The organism is Humibacillus xanthopallidus (genome assembly GCF_044793955.1).
Classification (GTDB): domain Bacteria; phylum Actinomycetota; class Actinomycetes; order Actinomycetales; family Dermatophilaceae; genus Humibacillus; species Humibacillus xanthopallidus_C.
In genome coordinates this window covers 3,410,092-3,426,499 of record NZ_CP084995.1, presented here as the reverse complement: position 1 = coordinate 3,426,499, position 16,408 = coordinate 3,410,092, and the positions used below count along the sequence as shown (strand labels likewise).

13 protein-coding genes are annotated in these 16,408 nt (G+C 71.2%); 11 read left to right on the top strand and 2 right to left on the bottom strand.

The annotated features are described in order from the left end of the window. Positions 1–21 precede the first annotated feature (21 nt). The 11 genes from LG278_RS15360 (at position 22) to secA (ending at position 14,731) form a co-directional block, all read left to right on the top strand. Entirely contained in the window at positions 22–963 is a 942-nt protein-coding gene (locus LG278_RS15360; RefSeq protein WP_404388207.1) for a DUF808 domain-containing protein, read from the top strand. Between the two features lie 171 nt (positions 964–1,134). Continuing rightward, on the top strand, positions 1,135–2,571 hold the full coding sequence (gene ahcY, locus LG278_RS15355; RefSeq protein WP_404388205.1) for an adenosylhomocysteinase: 1,437 nt from the start codon (positions 1,135–1,137) through the stop codon (positions 2,569–2,571). Between the two features lie 173 nt (positions 2,572–2,744). Continuing rightward, the gene (locus LG278_RS15350; RefSeq protein ID WP_404388203.1) at positions 2,745–3,299 is read left to right on the top strand and encodes a hypothetical protein; all 555 of its coding nucleotides are present in this window, start codon (positions 2,745–2,747) and stop codon (positions 3,297–3,299) included. 117 nt (positions 3,300–3,416) lie between these two features. Continuing rightward, complete coding sequence (gene mtrA / locus LG278_RS15345; RefSeq protein WP_404388202.1) at positions 3,417–4,094, top strand: MtrAB system response regulator MtrA; 678 nt, start codon at positions 3,417–3,419, stop codon at positions 4,092–4,094. Between the two features lies 1 nt (position 4,095). Beyond that, positions 4,096–5,925 carry an MtrAB system histidine kinase MtrB gene (gene mtrB, locus LG278_RS15340; protein WP_404388200.1) on the top strand — a complete coding sequence of 610 codons (1,830 nt, stop codon included), beginning with the start codon at positions 4,096–4,098 and terminating at the stop codon, positions 5,923–5,925. Continuing rightward, the gene (locus LG278_RS15335; protein WP_404388198.1) at positions 5,922–7,742 is read left to right on the top strand and encodes a GerMN domain-containing protein; all 1,821 of its coding nucleotides are present in this window, start codon (positions 5,922–5,924) and stop codon (positions 7,740–7,742) included. The genes mtrB and LG278_RS15335 overlap by 4 nt, the downstream gene beginning before the upstream one ends. A gap of 470 nt (positions 7,743–8,212) precedes the next feature. After that, entirely contained in the window at positions 8,213–8,752 is a 540-nt protein-coding gene (locus LG278_RS15330) for a ComF family protein (RefSeq protein ID WP_404388196.1), read from the top strand. A 253-nt stretch (positions 8,753–9,005) separates the two neighbouring features. After that, positions 9,006–9,701, top strand: coding sequence for a ribosome hibernation-promoting factor, HPF/YfiA family (gene hpf / locus LG278_RS15325; RefSeq protein ID WP_404388195.1), 696 nt, complete (start codon positions 9,006–9,008; stop codon positions 9,699–9,701). A 109-nt stretch (positions 9,702–9,810) separates the two neighbouring features. Continuing rightward, a complete protein-coding gene (locus LG278_RS15320) occupies positions 9,811–10,497 on the top strand; it encodes a response regulator (protein WP_404388193.1) in 687 nt (228 codons plus the stop codon). A gap of 28 nt (positions 10,498–10,525) precedes the next feature. Further along, a complete protein-coding gene (locus LG278_RS15315; protein WP_404388191.1) occupies positions 10,526–11,722 on the top strand; it encodes a winged helix-turn-helix domain-containing protein in 1,197 nt (398 codons plus the stop codon). A 165-nt stretch (positions 11,723–11,887) separates the two neighbouring features. After that, complete coding sequence (secA, locus tag LG278_RS15310) at positions 11,888–14,731, top strand: preprotein translocase subunit SecA (protein WP_404388189.1); 2,844 nt, start codon at positions 11,888–11,890, stop codon at positions 14,729–14,731. Positions 14,732–14,909: 178 nt separating this feature from the next. On the opposite strand, the gene LG278_RS15305 is transcribed toward secA, so the two are convergent. Together LG278_RS15305 and LG278_RS15300 are read right to left on the bottom strand one after the other, a co-directional pair. Continuing rightward, positions 14,910–15,464, bottom strand: a complete 555-nt coding sequence (locus LG278_RS15305; RefSeq protein WP_404388188.1) for an Rv3235 family protein — start codon at positions 15,462–15,464, stop codon at positions 14,910–14,912. Then, positions 15,461–16,390 carry a LysM peptidoglycan-binding domain-containing protein gene (locus tag LG278_RS15300; protein ID WP_404388187.1) on the bottom strand — a complete coding sequence of 310 codons (930 nt, stop codon included), beginning with the start codon at positions 16,388–16,390 and terminating at the stop codon, positions 15,461–15,463. The genes LG278_RS15305 and LG278_RS15300 overlap by 4 nt, the downstream gene beginning before the upstream one ends. Positions 16,391–16,408: the final 18 nt, after the last annotated feature.

The following is a 16,408-nucleotide window of genomic DNA, read 5'->3' as shown; positions in this document are numbered from 1 at the left end:
TCAGGGCCCTAGGCTGTCGGCATGGCTGGAGGACTCGTAGCGCTGCTCGACGACGTGGCGGCTTTGGTGAAGCTCGCGGCGGCATCGGTCGACGACGTCGGCGCGGCTGCCGCGCGGGCGAGCGTCAAGGCCACGGGAGTCGTCGTCGACGACACCGCGGTGACGCCCCGCTACGTGCAGGGCCTCGAGCCCGAGCGCGAGCTGCCGATCATCAAGCGCATCGCCCTCGGGTCGTTGCGCAACAAGCTCTTCATCATCCTCCCGGTCATCATGCTGCTCAGCCAGTTCGTGCCGTGGCTGCTGACGCCCATCCTCATGATCGGTGGCGCCTACCTCGCCTACGAGGGCGCCGAGAAGGTCTGGGAGCTCGTCTCGGGGCACCACGTGGAGGCGACCGACGCCAGCGAGGTCGACGAGGACTCCGTCGTCTCGGGCGCCGTGCGCACCGACTTCATCCTCTCGGCCGAGATCATGGTCATCGCCCTCAACGAGGTCGACACCGAGCCGTTCGTCTCGCGCCTCGTCATCCTCATCGTCGTGGCACTGCTCATCACCGGACTCGTCTACGGCGTCGTCGGGCTCATCGTCAAGATGGACGACGTCGGCCTCAACCTCGCCCAGCGTGAGTCCGGCACGGCGCAGAAGATCGGCCGTGCGCTGGTCAAGGGCATGCCGAAGCTGCTGTCGGTGCTCTCCACGGTCGGCATCGCCGCGATGCTGTGGGTCGGTGGGCACATCCTGCTCGTCGGCATCGACGAGCTGGGCTGGCACGCGCTCTACGACGTCGTGCACCACCTCGAGGAGGCCGTGGCCGGGGTCGCCGGCATCGGCGGCGTGCTCGCCTGGGTCGTCAACACCCTCGCCTCGGCACTGCTCGGCCTCGTCGTCGGCGCGATCATCGTCGCCGTCATGCACGTCATCCCGCGCCGCAACAAGGGCGACAAGGCCGCTGCCGCGCACTGACCGCGCACTGACCGCGTCCTCACCGCCCGGTGGCAACCCTCGACGCTCGGTCGAGCGTCGCGCCCTGCGCCGCTAGACTGGGGGACTGCCGGCGTGGGTGATGACCCGCCACGAGGAGCCCAGAGGGGCGCGCCGGGTCTGCAGACCGACAATCAACGGAAGAGATCCTCCATGTCCTTTGACTACAAGGTTGCCGACCTGAGCCTCGCCGAGGCCGGCCGTCACCAGCTCCGACTCGCCGAGCACGAGATGCCCGGCCTGATGTCCATCCGCGAGGAGTACGCCGCCTCGCAGCCGCTCAAGGGCGCACGCATCGCCGGCTCGCTGCACATGACCGTGCAGACCGCCGTGCTCATCGAGACGCTCACCGCGCTCGGCGCCGAGGTGCGCTGGGCCTCGTGCAACATCTACTCCACCCAGGACGAGGCCGCCGCGGCCGTCGTCGTCGGTCCGAAGGGCTCGGTCGACGACCTCCAGGGCGTGCCGGTCTTCGCCTGGAAGGGCGAGACGCTGCCGGAGTACTGGTGGTGCACCGACCAGATCCTCACCTGGCCCGGTGGTGAGGGTCCCAACATGATCCTCGACGACGGTGGCGACGCCACGATGCTCGTTCACAAGGGCAAGGAGTGGGAGGCCGCCGGCCAGGTGCCCCCGCTCGACGAGGCGGACTCCGAGGAGTTCGGCGTCTTCAAGGACCTCGTGCGCGAGACCCTCAAGACCGACCCGCAGAAGTGGACGACGGTCGCCGCCGGCATCAAGGGCGTCACCGAGGAGACCACGACCGGTGTGCACCGCCTCTACCAGCTGGCCGAGGCCGGCGAGCTGCTCTTCCCGGCCATCAACGTCAACGACGCGGTGACCAAGAGCAAGTTCGACAACACCTACGGCACCCGCCACTCGCTCATCGACGGTCTCAACCGCGCGACCGACGTGCTCATCGGCGGCAAGACCTGTGTCGTCGCCGGCTTCGGCGACGTGGGCAAGGGGTGCGCCGAGGCGCTGCGCGGCCAGGGCGCTCGCGTCATCGTCACCGAGATCGACCCGATCTGCGCGCTGCAGGCCGCGATGGAGGGCTACCAGGTCGCCCGCCTCGAGGACGTCCTCGACGCCGCCGACATCTTCATCACGACGACGGGCTGCTACGACGTCATCACGGCCGACCACATGGCGCAGATGAAGAACAAGGCGATCGTCGCCAACATCGGCCACTTCGACAACGAGATCGACATGGCCGGACTGGGGCGCATCCCCGGCATCCAGAAGACGGAGATCAAGCCGCAGGTGCACGAGTGGACCTTCGCCTCGGGCAGCTCGATCATCGTGCTCTCCGAGGGCCGGCTGATGAACCTCGGCAACGCCACCGGCCACCCGAGCTTCGTCATGAGCAACAGCTTCAGCAACCAGACGATCGCCCAGATCGAGCTGTTCACCAAGACGGACGACTACGACAAGCAGGTCTACACCCTGCCGAAGCACCTCGACGAGAAGGTCGCCCGCCTGCACCTCGACGCCCTCGGCGTCCGGCTCACCGAGCTGACCAAGGGCCAGGCCGAGTACCTCGGTGTCGATGTGGCGGGCCCGTACAAGCCGGAGCACTACCGCTACTGAGCCCAGGCCTGAGATCGACCGAGCGCCTTCCTTCACACCAGCACGATGACGTATGCCGTCCGCCTCGCGAGGTGGGCGGCATACGTCGTCGTGGGGTGACCGGGCGCGGGCGCGACTCCGGCGGGGCATGGGACGATGGGGACTCTCACCGACACGGCAAGGCAGGGACCCTGATGACAAAGCTCACGACCGCCACGCTCGCCCTCCTGCTCGCGGGCTCGCTCACGGCGTGCGCCAAGACCCCGGAGCTGCCGACGCTGCCCACGGGATCGCTCCCGACGGCTGCCGCCTCGACGACGCCCGGCGACACCACGGCGACCGGCCCAACGTCCGACGACACGACGGCCAGCGGCTCCGCGACGACGACCGGCACCGCGGCGCCGGTCACGCTCGACCAGTCGACCCCCGAGGCCGCGATGATCTCGTGGCTCGGCGCCATGGTGGCCGGTGACGGCAAGGCCGTCTGCGAGATCATGGCCTTCAGCGGCAAGCCGATGACGGAGATTCCCGGCGCAGCCGACGGGTGCGCGTCGTCCGTCACCCCGATGCTCGACCAGATCAAGCAGCTCGGCGGGGTCTTCCAGGGCCTGACGATCTCGGGCGCGACCGTCAAGGGCGACACCGCGACCTTCGAGAGCGTCACGACGACCCCGGCCCTCGCCGCCGACGTCGTCTCGAACTTCAAGGCCGTCAAGATCGACGGCAAGTGGTACGTCTCGCAGGGGTGAGCCCGGCGCCGGCGTGACCCGGGCGGCTCCCGCGAGAGAGGCCGCACGGCATACCTGTGTGAAGATGTGGTCAGGAACGGGACGCGCAGGTGGTGCGCTCCCGGGGAGGAGTGTGCCGTGAAGGGTCGGGTACTGGTTGTCGACGACGACCTCGCGCTCGCCGAGATGCTGGGGATCGTGCTGCGCAACGAGGGTCTCGAGGTCACGCACGTGGCCGACGGCTCTGAGGCGGTCGGCGTGTTCCGCGAGTCGCGTCCCGACCTCGTGCTGCTCGACGTCATGCTCCCCGGCCTCGACGGCATGGAGGTGTGCCGGCGCATCCGCTCCGAGAGCGGCGTGCCGATCGTCATGCTGACGGCCCGCACCGACACCGTCGACGTCGTGGTCGGTCTCGAGTCCGGCGCCGACGACTACGTCGTCAAGCCGTTCAAGCCGCAGGAGCTCATCGCGCGAGTGCGGGCGCGGCTGCGCCGAGGCGACGAGCCGGCTCCCGAGAAGCTCACCATCGGTGACCTCGAGATCGACGTCGCCGGCCACTCCGTCAAGCGGGACGGCGCAGCGCTGTCGCTGACGCCGCTCGAGTTCGACCTGCTCGTCGCCCTCGCCCGCAAGCCGTGGCAGGTCTTCACCCGCGAGGTGCTGCTCGAGCAGGTGTGGGGCTACCGGCACGCCGGTGACACGCGCCTGGTCAACGTGCACGTGCAGCGCCTGCGCTCCAAGATCGAGCACGACCCCGAGCACCCCGAGATCGTCGTGACGGTGCGCGGCGTCGGCTACAAGGCCGGCACGGCCTGACATGAGCGAGCGGACCGGCGCCGGACGACTCGGGGGCCAGGTCTCCGAGGTCGGCGCCGGCCTGCGCCGGGCCTGGCGGCGCACGCTGCACCTGTGGCGCTCGTCGCTCGGCTTCCGGGTCGTCGTCGTCACGATGCTGCTCGGCGTGCTCGTGCTGACCGCCGTCGGCACCTACCTCTACGGCTCGATCGCGCAGGGCCTGGTCGACAGCCGGCAGCGGATCGCCGCCGAGGACAGCCTGCGCGACGCCACCGACGCGCAGAAGCGTTTCGACGCGACCGACCAGACCGACACGCAGGCCAAGCTCACGCAGTTCGCGACGACCCTCATCAACACCTACCGCCGCGACGCCGGCAACGAGCCGCGCTACGTCGTGCTGACCCGCTTCGAGGACAACACCTCGCCCGTCATCGTCGGGCCCCTCGAGAGCGGGAGCGTCGGGGTGCGCTTCATCCCCGAGGAGCTGCGGACGCAGGTCGAGAGCCAGCCCGACCGCCAGCACCTCCAGGTGAGCACCATCGACGAGGGCGGAGACACCCTCTCGGCCGTCATCGTCGGTCAGCGGATCGACGCCGGGGTGGCCGGTGACTACGGGCTCTACTTCATCTATCCGATGCACCGCGAGCGCGAGACCATCAGCTTCATCGGGCAGACCTTCCTGCTCGGCGGCGCTGCGCTCATCCTGCTGCTCGGTGCCATCGCCTTCGTCGTGACCCGCCTCGTTGCCGACCCGGTGCGCCGGGCCGCGATCGTCGCCGAGCGCTTCGCCGACGGCAACCTCGACGAGCGCATGCAGGCCAAGGGCGAGGACGACCTGGCCCGTCTCGGCACGTCCTTCAACGGGATGGCCGCCTCGATCCAGCAGCAGATCGCCCAGCTCGAGAACCTCTCGCGGGTCCAGCAGCGTTTCGTCTCCGACGTGTCGCACGAGCTGCGCACCCCGCTGACGACCATCCGCATGGCGGGCGACCTCATCCACGACTCGCGCCGCAGCTTCGAGCCGACCGTCGCGCGCTCGGCCGAGCTGCTGCACCACGAGCTCGACCGCTTCGAGTCGCTGCTCACCGACCTGCTCGAGATCTCGCGCTTCGACGCCGGAGCGGCCGTGCTCGAGGTCGAGGCGAGTGACCTGCGCGCCTCCGTCGACCGCGCGGTCGACGCCCACCGCACCCTGGCGGCTCGCAAGGGCACCGAGCTCGTCGTGCACGAGCCCGACGAGCCGGTCATCGCCGAGATCGACTCGCGCCGCATCGAGCGCGTGCTGCGCAACCTCGTCTCCAACGCGATCGAGCACGGCGAGGGCCTGCCCGTCGAGGTGACGATCGGCAGCAACGACTCGGCCGTCGCGGTCACCGTGCGTGACCACGGGGTCGGGCTCAAGCCCGGCGAGGCAGCGCTCGTCTTCACCCGCTTCTGGCGGGCCGACCCCGCGCGGGCGCGCACGACGGGAGGCACGGGCCTCGGCCTCGCCATCGCCCTCGAGGACGCCCGCCTGCACGCCGGTCGTCTCGAGGCCTGGGGAGCACTCGGGGAGGGCTCCTGCTTCCGCCTCACCCTGCCGCGCAAGGCCGACGCCACGATCACGAGCTCGCCGCTGCCGCTCAGCCCGCTGGCGGCCGAGGCTGCGGAGGCCGCTGAGGCCGCCGAGGCGGCCCGGGCCGAGTCGGGCGCGGGGCAGGGAAGCGGCGCCGGCCGAGGATCCGGGCCGGGCGGCCAAGGAACCGGGCCCGGAGCCGGCCACGGATCTGGCAAGGGAGCCGGCAACGGCAGCGGCTTCGCCGACGACGACACCCTGCGCCTGCGGCGCATCGTTCCCGAGCGCACGCCATGAGACGCCGTCTGCTGGCAGCGGCCGCGCTCGCGGTGAGCCTCGTGCTGACCGCCTGCGGCGGCCTGCCCGAGTCCGGACCGGTGATCGAGGGCAGGGCCCTCGGCGAGGCGATCAACGAGCCCGTGCGCGTCGCCGCGACCGGCCCGCGTGACGGCGCCAGCCAGGAGGAGGTCGTGCGCGGCTTCCTGCGCGCTGGCGAGGACAGCGACGAGACGAGGCAGACCGGCAAGCTCTTCCTCGCGCCCCAGTCGGTCGACCTCTGGCGCTGGTCGACCCAGGACGTCGTCATCTACGACAGCGACCTGTCGGTGCGCAAGGTCGACGAGGAGACGGTGCAGGTCCGGGCCACCGAGGTCGCGCGCCTCGGACCCGACGGCCGCTACACCGAGCAGCCGTCGGGCACGAAGGCGACCCTGACCCTCGGCGTGCGCAAGGTCGGCGGCGAGTGGCGCATCGACCTGCCCCGCGAGGGCTTCGGCCTGTGGCTCGACTCCGACCAGTTCGACCGCACCTTCACGGCCCGCATGGTCTACTTCGTCACCCCGAGCGGTCGCGACCTCGTGCCCGACTTCCGCTGGTTCCCCAACGGGCCGCGCCTCGCGACGACCCTGGCCCGGGCGCAGCTGGGCCGGGTGCCCGACTACCTCCAGAACGCCGTCGTCACCGGCGTGCCCGCCAACACGCGCCTCGCGGTCAACGCGGTGCCCGTCGTGGGTGGACGCGCCCAGGTGAGTCTCAGCAGCGAGGCGCTGTCGGCCGACCCCGATGACCGCACGGCCATGTGGGCCCAGCTCACGGCCACCCTGTCGCAGGTCTCGTCCGTCTCGTCCGTGTCGCTCGCCGTCGACGACACCCCCCTCGAGCTCCCCCGCGGGGTCAGCTCGGCGGGCTCTGCGGCTGAGCTCGGCTACGACACCGTGACCAACCGGACCTTCGACACGGCACTGCTGCGGCAGGGCGACGAGCTGAGCCGCCTCGACCCGCGCTTCCTGCCCGACACCACGGTCGGCTCCCGACGTGCCGACACCAAGCCCCAGGACGGCGACATCGCGCGCATCCCCGACACGTGGACGCGGCTCGCCCTGTCTGCCGACGGCAAGCAGGTGGCTGCGGTGAGCACCGGCCGCCAGCTGCTCTCGTTGTGGAAGGCCGATGCGCCGCAGGTGGTCGTGCCCCCGTTCGCCTCCTCGCTGACCGCCCCCGTCTATGACGAGCAGGGCTACCTCTGGGTGGGCGGCGCCGGTGCGGACGGCGACGACCGCATCTACGTGCTCGACCCCCGGGCTGCGGCCGCTGCCGCCACCCCCGTGGCGGTCAAGGCGCCGTGGCTGAAGGACCGGCGGGTCGTCTCGCTCGCAGTGGCCGGAGACGGGGTGCGCCTGCTCGTCATCACGACCAACCGGCAGGGCACCGACGCGCAGCTGGGCGTGAGCGGCATCCAGCGGTCGCCCAACGGGCAGCCGATGAGTCTCGCCACCCCGCTGCGCCAGGCGCAGCCGCTCCTGGTGCTGACCGACGTCGTCTGGCTCGACACGACGCGATCGACGTATGCCGTGCTCGGCCAGGTCAGTGAAGCCGACCCCCCGCGGCCCTGGGTGGGCACCATCGGGCTGGGTCTCGAGGGCATCCGCAGCCACGGGCGATCCTCGGCCGAGTCGGCCCGCACCGCACCGGTGCCGGGCGCGGTCAGCCTCACAACGGTGGGCGGCCCCCGCGGCATCATCGTCACGACGGCGGACGACTGGGCGTGGGCCCGGGCCGGCTCCGCCTGGCGGCAGGTGGTGCGTGCCACCGACGTCCTCGTGCCTGCCCGCTGAGGCAGCCGCCACCCGGGTCTCATCTCGCCTCCCACCGCACCCCTCCCGCGCGACACACCGTGCAGGCGTCAACTCCGCGTGTTGTGCCCCGCGGACCTTGCGATTTCTCGGTGTGTTGCCGGGGGAGGGGGGCGGGAGGGAACGGAGTGACTGAACCAGGGGACGGCGGCCCGGGGGCGGGATTGCCCGAGCTGTCCACACCTCGCGCGCTGCCCGCCCGGTGAGGGCCGCGCATCCACAGGGCCCGGTCTCGGCGCCGGCCGAGCGCCCTGCGGTGGTCGACTCGGCCCATGGTGCACCGCCTCGCAAGCCCGCTTGTCGCACGGCTCGCCGACCTCGTGCTCGGCACAGAGTGTGCAGCCTGCCATCGCCCCGGCACGCGGTGGTGCGCGCGCTGCGACCTGGCCCTGCATCGGCTCGAGCTCGGACCCGAGCCCGTGTCGGTGCGTCCGCGACCCCTGCCCCCGCGCATGCCTCCGACGCACGCCGCCGTGGCGTATGCCGACCCGGTGAGAGCCGCCGTGTCGGCCTGGAAGGACGCCGACCGCCGCGACCTCGTGACCGTCCTCGGGCCCGTGCTCGAGCGCTCGCTCGAGGCGGCCGTGCTCGCCGCCGGGTGGGGCGAAGGCCCCGTGGTCGTCGTGCCGGCGCCCTCGTCCGCCGGAGCCGAGCGCCGCCGTGGGGACGCACCGCTGCTCGACCTCGCCGCCTGGGTCGCTCGGCGGCCCGGGCACGCACAGGTGAGGGTGGCGCCGGCGCTCCACCAGGTGCGGCGCGTTGCCGACCAGTCGGGGCTCGGCATCTCCGAGCGGCGCCGCAACCTGGCCGGAGCGATGGCCGTCAAACCGATGTGGCACAACGTGATTCGCGACCGAAACGTCATCGTGGTCGACGATGTGGTCACGACCGGAGCGACCCTTGCGGAGGCGGCCCGTGCACTGCGCCGGGCAGGGGCGCTGCAGGTCGTGGGGGCCGCGGTCGCCGCAGCCCAACGGCACGAGCAGGTGTGACCCGTGGGTCGGCTGTGATGTTTCAGTCGGCCTGTCGCAACGCCTTCCCACGGTCGTCCCGGGCGAAGTAGTGTCAAGGCAAGGCCCCGTCCTGCACGGGCCGGCAGCTCGATCGACGAGCCGGTCGACGGCAGGACTCACGGAGCGGAGAGGGGTGGTGCCGATCGAACGGCGGGCCCGACCTCGCTGAGGCCGGCCCGGTCAACACGTCGCCACATGCGCGCGAAGAAGACGCGCGCGACAAGGAGGAACCGTGGAGATCGTCGTCACTGGACGTCATGTCCAGATCCCCGACCGATTCCGTGAGCTGCTGGAGGAGCGGCTGGCCAAGGTGCCGTCGCTCGCTCCCAAGGTCCATCGCATCGACGTCGTCGTCACCCACGAGCGCGTCGCTCGCGGGTCCGAGAAGGTGGAGATCACCTGCCACGCCAAGGGCCCGGTCATCCGGGCGGAGGCGTGTCTCGACGACAAGTTCGCCGCGCTCGACGCGGCCGTCGACAAGCTCATGGAGCGATTGAGGCGGGTGCACGACAAGCAACGCGTCAGTCGCGGTCGGCGCCAGCCCGAGTCGGTGGCGCGGGCGACGGCCCGCATCGACGCCGCGACCAACGGCTCGGCACCCGTGACGACCCTGCAGCCCGAGCCGGAGCCGGAGGTCGACGACCTGGACCGCTTCGGAGCTCTGGGCAACTCCCCGATCGAGGTCCGCGAGAAGGTCCACACTGCGGCACCGATGTCGCTCGAGGACGCCGTCAACCAGATGGAGCTCGTCGGGCACGACTTCTTCCTCTTCCACGACGCCGACACCGATCGGCCGAGCGTCGTCTACCGGCGCCGCGGCTGGAGCTACGGCGTCCTGCACCTCGAGACCGATGCGACGTCCGCGGGCGACTCCCGTCACGGCCCGTCCCCTGTCGAGGCCGTCGGGAGTGTCGCCGCCACGGGCTGACCCCCTGCGGCCGGTGCGGCGAGGCGTCGGGGCGTCACCGGGAGACCGGTCGGCGCCCCGGCGTCGATGTCTGCGCCCCGGCGTCGGTGGCTGCTGACAGGATGACGGTGTGAACGTCACCGCCGAGGTCATCCGTGTGCTCATCGTCGACGACCACGCCCTCTATCGCCGCGGGCTGCTCACCGTGCTCGACACGGAGGACGGCATCGAGGTGGTCGGGGAGGCCGCCGACGGCATCGAGGCCGTCGACCAGGCCGAGGAGACCCTGCCCGACGTCATCGTCATGGACGTCAGCATGCCCAAGCGCGGCGGCATCGACGCCTGCCGCGTCATCAGGCAGCGGGTGCCCTCGGCCCGCATCCTCATGCTGACGAGCTCCGACGACGAGGCCAACCTCTTCGAGGCGGTGCGGGCCGGCGCCAACGGCTACCTCCTCAAGGACGTCCCACCCGAGGAGGTGGCCGCCGGCATCCGGGGAGTCCACCAGGGACAGTCGCTGCTCTCTCCGATGATGGCCTCCAAGCTGTTGACGGAGTTCGCCCTGATCAGCCAGCGTGACACCCTGCCTGCGCCTACCCCGGGGCTCGAGCTGCCGCGCCTCACCCACCGTGAGCTCGACATCCTCAAGCTCGTGGCGCGGGGCCGGCTCAACCGCGAGATCGCCGCCGAGCTGTTCATCTCCGAGAACACCGTGCGCAACCACATCCGCAACATCCTCGACAAGCTGCAGATGCACTCGCGCATGGAGGCGGCGATGTATGCCGTGCGGCAGCGGCTCATCGATCCCGGCGAGTGACCGGGGAGTGATGGGGAGTGACCGTCCCATGACGACCCGCTCGCTCACGCGCGCCCAGGCGCGGCGCGTGGCCATCGCCGCGCAAGGCTTCCTCGACCCCCGCCCCGCGCCGTTCGCGGCGACGAGCAGGCACGTACAGCGCGTCATCGACCGCGTCGGGGTCGTGCAGATCGACAGCGTCAACGTGCTGGCCCGCAGCCACTACCTGCCCTTTTTCTCGCGCCTCGGGCCCTACGACACGGCGCTGCTCGATCGAGCGCGCGATCGAGCGCCACGCCGTCTCGTCGAGTACTGGGCGCACGAGGCCAGCCTCATCCCCCCGTCGACGTGGCCGGTGCTCGACTTCCGCATGCGGGCCGCGGCCGAGAGCGCGTGGGGCGGCATGCGCCGCATCCTCGAGGAGCGTCCCGACTTCGTCGACGTGGTGTGCGCCGAGGTGGAGGCCCGCGGTCCGATGACCGCGCGCGAGCTCGAGGTGGCGCTCGAGCACGACCAGCCGCGACGCACCGACCACTGGGGCTGGAACTGGTCCGACGTCAAGCAGGCCCTCGAGTACCTCTTCTGGTCAGGGCGGGTGAGCTCGGCCGGGCGCACGGCCTCGTTCGAGCGCCGGTATGCCGCCCTGCCGGCCACGGCGCCCCCGCCGCTGCGTGAGGCGTGGACGCAGCGTCCCGGGCCGGAGGCGGACCCGCAGCGCTACGTCGAGCTCGTCCGCATCGCGGCTCGGGCCCACGGGGTCGGCACCGAGCTCTGTCTGGCCGACTACTTCCGCATCAAGCGCGAGGAGGCCCGGCCGGCGATCGCGCACCTCGTGGACACCGGCGAGCTCATCCCCGTCACGGTGCCCGGCTGGCGTCCGGCCTGGCTGCACGCCGACGCGCGCCTGCCTCGACGCGTCCACGCCGAGGCGCTGCTCAGCCCGTTCGACTCCCTCGTCTGGCAGCGCGAGCGGATCCTCGCCCTCTGGGACTTCCACTACCGCATCGAGATCTACACCCCCGCCGACAAGCGCGTGCACGGTTACTACGTGCTGCCCTTCCTCTTCGGTGACGGCCTCGTCGCGCGCTGCGACCTCAAGGCCGACCGCGCGGCCGGGGTGCTGCGGTGCCACCGCATCAGCTGGGAGCCCGGTGCTCCGGCCGAGGCCGGTCCCGCCCTCGTGGCCAACCTGGAGTCCATGGCGGCCTGGCTCGGTCTGGCGCGCGTCGACCTGCCGAGCGGATGACGTCGGCCGGGCCACGCGGCATACCGTGGAACCGCCGCGCGCGGCGGCGCGTTGGTCGTTCCGTCAGGTGGACGGATAGCCTAGGCAGGTCCCGTGACCCATCGCGGGCGATGGAGCCCGCCCACCGGGCGAGTCCACACGTTGAGTCGGGAGTGAGATCACCAGATGGCCGTCATCGAGAAGCTGCTTCGTGCCGGCGAAGGCCGGACCCTGAAGAAGCTGCAGGGCATCGCCAAGCAGGTCAATGCCCTCGAGGCCGACTTCGAGAAGCTCACCGACGAGGAGCTGCGCGACGAGACCAAGGGTTTCCGCGAGCGCCTCGACAAGGGTGAGACGCTCGACATGCTCCTCCCGGAGGCGTTCGCCGCCGTTCGCGAGGCGAGCAAGCGCACCCTCGGCAAGCGCCACTTCGACGTGCAGATCATGGGTGGGGCAGCCCTGCACCTCGGGAACGTCGCCGAGATGAAGACCGGTGAGGGCAAGACCCTCGTCGCGACGCTCCCGTCCTACCTCAACGCCCTGACGGGCAAGGGCGTGCACGTCATCACGGTCAACGACTTCCTCGCGGAGTACCAGTCCGAGCTGATGGGCCGCGTGCACCGCGCCCTCGGCATGGAGACCGGCTGCATCCTCAGCCAGATGACCCCCGAGCAGCGGCGCGCCGAGTACGCCAAGGACATCACCTACGGCACCAACAACGAGTTCGGCTTCGACTACCTGCGCGACAACATGGCCTGGGACCCGGCCGAGCTCGTGCAGCGTGGCCACAACTTCTGCATCGTCGACGAGGTCGACTCGATCCTCATCGACGAGGCGCGCACGCCGCTCATCATCTCGGGCCCGGCCGACATCGCCACGAAGTGGTACGTCGAGTTCGCCCGCATCGTGCAGCGGCTGAGCCGCGGCGAGGACGGCCGCGGGGACTACGAGGTCGACGAGAAGAAGCGCACCGTCGGCGTGCTCGAGTCGGGCATCGCCAAGGTCGAGGACCTGCTCGGCATCGACAACCTCTACGACACGGTCAACACCCCGCTCATCGGCTACCTCAACAACGCCATCAAGGCCAAGGAGCTGTTCAAGAAGGACAAGGACTACGTCGTCATGAACGGCGAGATCCTCATCGTCGACGAGCACACGGGTCGCATGCTGGCGGGGCGGCGCTACAACGAGGGCATGCACCAGGCCATCGAGGCGAAGGAGGGCGTCGAAATCAAGAACGAGAACCAGACGCTCGCCACGATCACGCTGCAGAACTACTTCCGCATGTACGCCAAGCTCTCCGGCATGACCGGCACGGCCCAGACCGAGGCCGCCGAGCTCAACTCGATCTACAAGCTCGGCGTCATCCCGATCCCGACCAACCGGCCGATGATCCGCAAGGACCAGGCCGACCTCGTCTATCGCACCGAGGTCGCGAAGTACGACGCCGTCGTCGACGACATCGCCGATCGCCACGAGGCCGGCCAGCCGGTCCTCGTCGGCACGGTGTCGGTCGAGAAGAGCGAGTACCTCTCCCAGCAGCTGAAGAAGCGCGGCATCCGCCACGAGGTGCTCAACGCCAAGCAGCACGAGCGCGAGGCGACCATCGTCGCCGACGCCGGACGCAAGGGCGCGGTGACGGTCGCCACCAACATGGCCGGGCGAGGCACCGACATCATGCTCGGTGGCAACTCCGAGTTCCGCGCCGTGGCCGAGCTCAAGCGTCGCGGCCTCGACCCGCACGAGACGCCGGAGGAGTACGAAGCAGCGTGGGACGACGCGCTGGCGCAGGCCGAGGCGGAGGTGGCCACCGAGCACGAGGAGGTCACCGACCTCGGAGGTCTCTACGTCCTCGGCACCGAGCGTCACGAGTCCCGCCGCATCGACAACCAGCTGCGTGGACGCTCCGGCCGCCAGGGAGACCCCGGCGAGTCCCGCTTCTACCTCTCGCTCAACGACGACCTCATGCGCCTGTTCAACTCCGGGCTCGTCGACCGCTTCATGACGACGGCCGGCATGGAGGACGACGTGCCGATCGAGAGCAAGATGGTGACGAACTCGATCCAAAAGGCGCAGGGCGCCGTCGAGGCTCAGAACTACGAGATCCGCAAGAACGTCCTCAAGTACGACGACGTCATGAACCGCCAGCGTCAGGTCATCTACGAGGAGCGCCGGGCGGTGCTCGAGGGTGAGGACCTGCACGAGCAGCTGCGGATGTTCGTCAACGATGTCGTCGGCTCCTACGTCGACGCGGCCACCGCAGAGGGCTTCGCCGCCGACTGGGACCTCGAGCGACTCTGGGAGGCCCTGCGTCAGGTCTACCCCGTCGGCATCACGGTCGAGCAGGTCGAGGACCTTGCAGGCGGTCGCCAGGCGATCTCGGCCGTCCTGCTGCGCGAGCAGCTCATGTCCGACGCGCACCACGCCTACGACCAGCGCGAGGAGTCGCTCGGCTCCGACACGATGCGTGAGGTGGAGCGCCGCGTCGTGCTGTCGGTGCTCGACCGCAAGTGGCGCGAGCACCTCTACGAGATGGACTACCTCCAGGAGGGCATCGGCCTGCGGGCGATGGCCCAGCGTGACCCGCTCATCGAGTACCAGCGCGAGGGCTACCAGCTCTTCGAGGCGATGATGGAGGCGATCAAGGAGGAGTCGGTCAGCCACCTCTTCTCCGTCGAGGTGCAGGTCGCGCAGCCGGCTGCCCCCGCCGTGGGCGCCTCGCCCATGTCGGTCGGTGACCTCGTCGGTGGCCTCGCCGGTGCTGCGCCCGACGACCGCACGGGGGCCGCGTCCGCCGCGGGCTCAGGTCGCCCGGGTGCAACGGCCGACGACGCCGACGACTCCGGCCGGCCGCTCGCCCGCTCCGGGGTCCAGGTCTCGGGTGTCGACCTGCAGGAGGGCCAGCGCGCCTCGGCGCTGCGCTACTCGGCTCCGGGGGAGGACGGCCACGTCGTCGAGACCGAGCCCCAGCGCACGGTCGAGCGTCAGGCCGACCGTCGAGGCAAGAAGGTCAAGCGCAAGCGTCGCTGACTCCGGCCCCGGATGAGGCGCGGACGTCCGCTCCGCTCTCGACCCACCCGGCCAGCTCCGTGAGAGGACCCGACCCCTGCCGGGGTCGGGTCCTCTCACGTCGACCGGGTATCTCACATCGACCGGGGTGCCGCCCTCGTCGCCGACGGCCGGGACGTTGACGCCAGACCCGCTGGCGTCACCCGATGGTGAGGGCCGTGATGATCCATCGGCCGTCGAGTCCTTCGAGCCGCATCGCGAGCGCGCGCACCCTGCCGTGCGCCACGACGACGGCACAGGCCTCGACGACGCCGTCGGCGGGTGCGCAGAGCCGAACCCGGCGCACGATCGGGGGGCGCTGGGCGCCCGGTGCGCGCCGACGGCCGGCGACCATGGCCTGCCGTGCGAGCACCGAGTAGACGGTCGGTGCCGTGTGCCGGATGAGCTGCGGGGCCGGGCGTTGCCCGGACACCACCTCGATGACCGTCTGCGCGAGCCAAGGCACGAGCGGCGCCGGATCGGGCAGCAGGGCCGAGCGGGTGGGCTGCGGCCCGAAGTCGTCCTCATCGAGGCGGGAACGGAAGTCGAGCGCGAGCGCATCCTGGGAGTAGGGAGCCTCACCGTGCCAGGCCTCGTCGGCGCTGATGATCCGGGGCGCCGTGGCGGGAATCGGTCGCACCGTGAAGCCGGCGACGACGCGACCGACCGCGGAGGGCCTGCCGTCGCTGCCGGTGGTCGTCACGACAGGCGTCATCGGAGGTCTCCTTCGCGAGGTGGGACGAGCTGGGTGCCGGGGTGGATGAGGTCGGGGTCGTCGCCGATGACCTCGCGGTTGGCGGCATACCACTGCGGCCAGGTGCGGGCGACCTCGGCGTCGGTGGCGGCCGCCCCGAGATGCCGCTCTGCGATCGACCACAGGCTGTCGCCACGGCGGACCGTGACGGTGTCGAGGGCTGCCGCACCGGGTCGGGGCGACGGCGCGAGCAGCCGCGCCCCCGCCTCGTCGGGGGTGGGAGCCGGCCGGGTCGGCCGGAAGCCCGGACTCCCAGCGGGCAGGGCCCCGGCAGCCTGCGCACCGGAGGGCGTCGGGCGGAAGCCGGGTCCGGGCTCCAGTGTCGGGCCGAAGCCCGGGCCGGGCATCGTCGAGGTGTCGGGCCGGACTGCCGCGCCGGTGCCGGGGGCACTGCCCTCCGATCCGGTCGCCCTGAGCTCGCCGACCGCGGTCGCTGGCGGCTCGTGCCCTTGCGGTGCGGTCACCCGCTCCGGGGGCAGTGCCTGCGTCAGCAGCTCCAGGGCTCGTCCCGACGTCGTGGTCGGGGCCGGCCCGTGCGGGGTCGGTGCCGCGACCGTGCCCACCACCGCGGCCGGAGGGAGCGCCACGGACACGGTCGAGGTGCCGATCGCGGCGGCGAGCAGCCGGCGGACGAGCAGCGGGGTGAGGTGGTCGGCGAGCAGTGCGCAGCACCGCCCCAGGGCGCCGGGGAGGGTGGCGAGCAGGGAGAGGGCAGATCCCAGGGCGAGCCACGCCGACAGCACGAGTCCTGCCCAGGCGAGCACGACCACGAGCATCTCGTCGGGTCGCCGACCCGGCGCAGACCAGGCGTCGACCCCGATCGCCGGAGAGGACGCCACCGCGTGCAGCACCACCATGGCGGCGAGCGAGAGGCCGAGGCTGACCACGGACCGCCTGCGGGGGGT

What these genes read in the sequence shown, in the direction of transcription:
- LG278_RS15350 (WP_404388203.1), top strand. Translation starts at nt 2,745, where the DNA reads ATGACAAAGCTCACGACCGCCACGCTCGCCCTCCTGCTCGCGGGCTCG.
- LG278_RS15315 (WP_404388191.1), top strand. Translation starts at nt 10,526, where the DNA reads ATGACGACCCGCTCGCTCACGCGCGCCCAGGCGCGGCGCGTGGCCATC.
- ahcY (WP_404388205.1), top strand. Translation starts at nt 1,135, where the DNA reads ATGTCCTTTGACTACAAGGTTGCCGACCTGAGCCTCGCCGAGGCCGGC.
- LG278_RS15360 (WP_404388207.1), top strand. Translation starts at nt 22, where the DNA reads ATGGCTGGAGGACTCGTAGCGCTGCTCGACGACGTGGCGGCTTTGGTG.
- LG278_RS15305 (WP_404388188.1), bottom strand. Translation starts at nt 15,464, where the DNA reads ATGACGCCTGTCGTGACGACCACCGGCAGCGACGGCAGGCCCTCCGCG.
- secA (WP_404388189.1), top strand. Translation starts at nt 11,888, where the DNA reads ATGGCCGTCATCGAGAAGCTGCTTCGTGCCGGCGAAGGCCGGACCCTG.
- LG278_RS15335 (WP_404388198.1), top strand. Translation starts at nt 5,922, where the DNA reads ATGAGACGCCGTCTGCTGGCAGCGGCCGCGCTCGCGGTGAGCCTCGTG.
- LG278_RS15330 (WP_404388196.1), top strand. Translation starts at nt 8,213, where the DNA reads ATGCCTCCGACGCACGCCGCCGTGGCGTATGCCGACCCGGTGAGAGCC.
- mtrB (WP_404388200.1), top strand. Translation starts at nt 4,096, where the DNA reads ATGAGCGAGCGGACCGGCGCCGGACGACTCGGGGGCCAGGTCTCCGAG.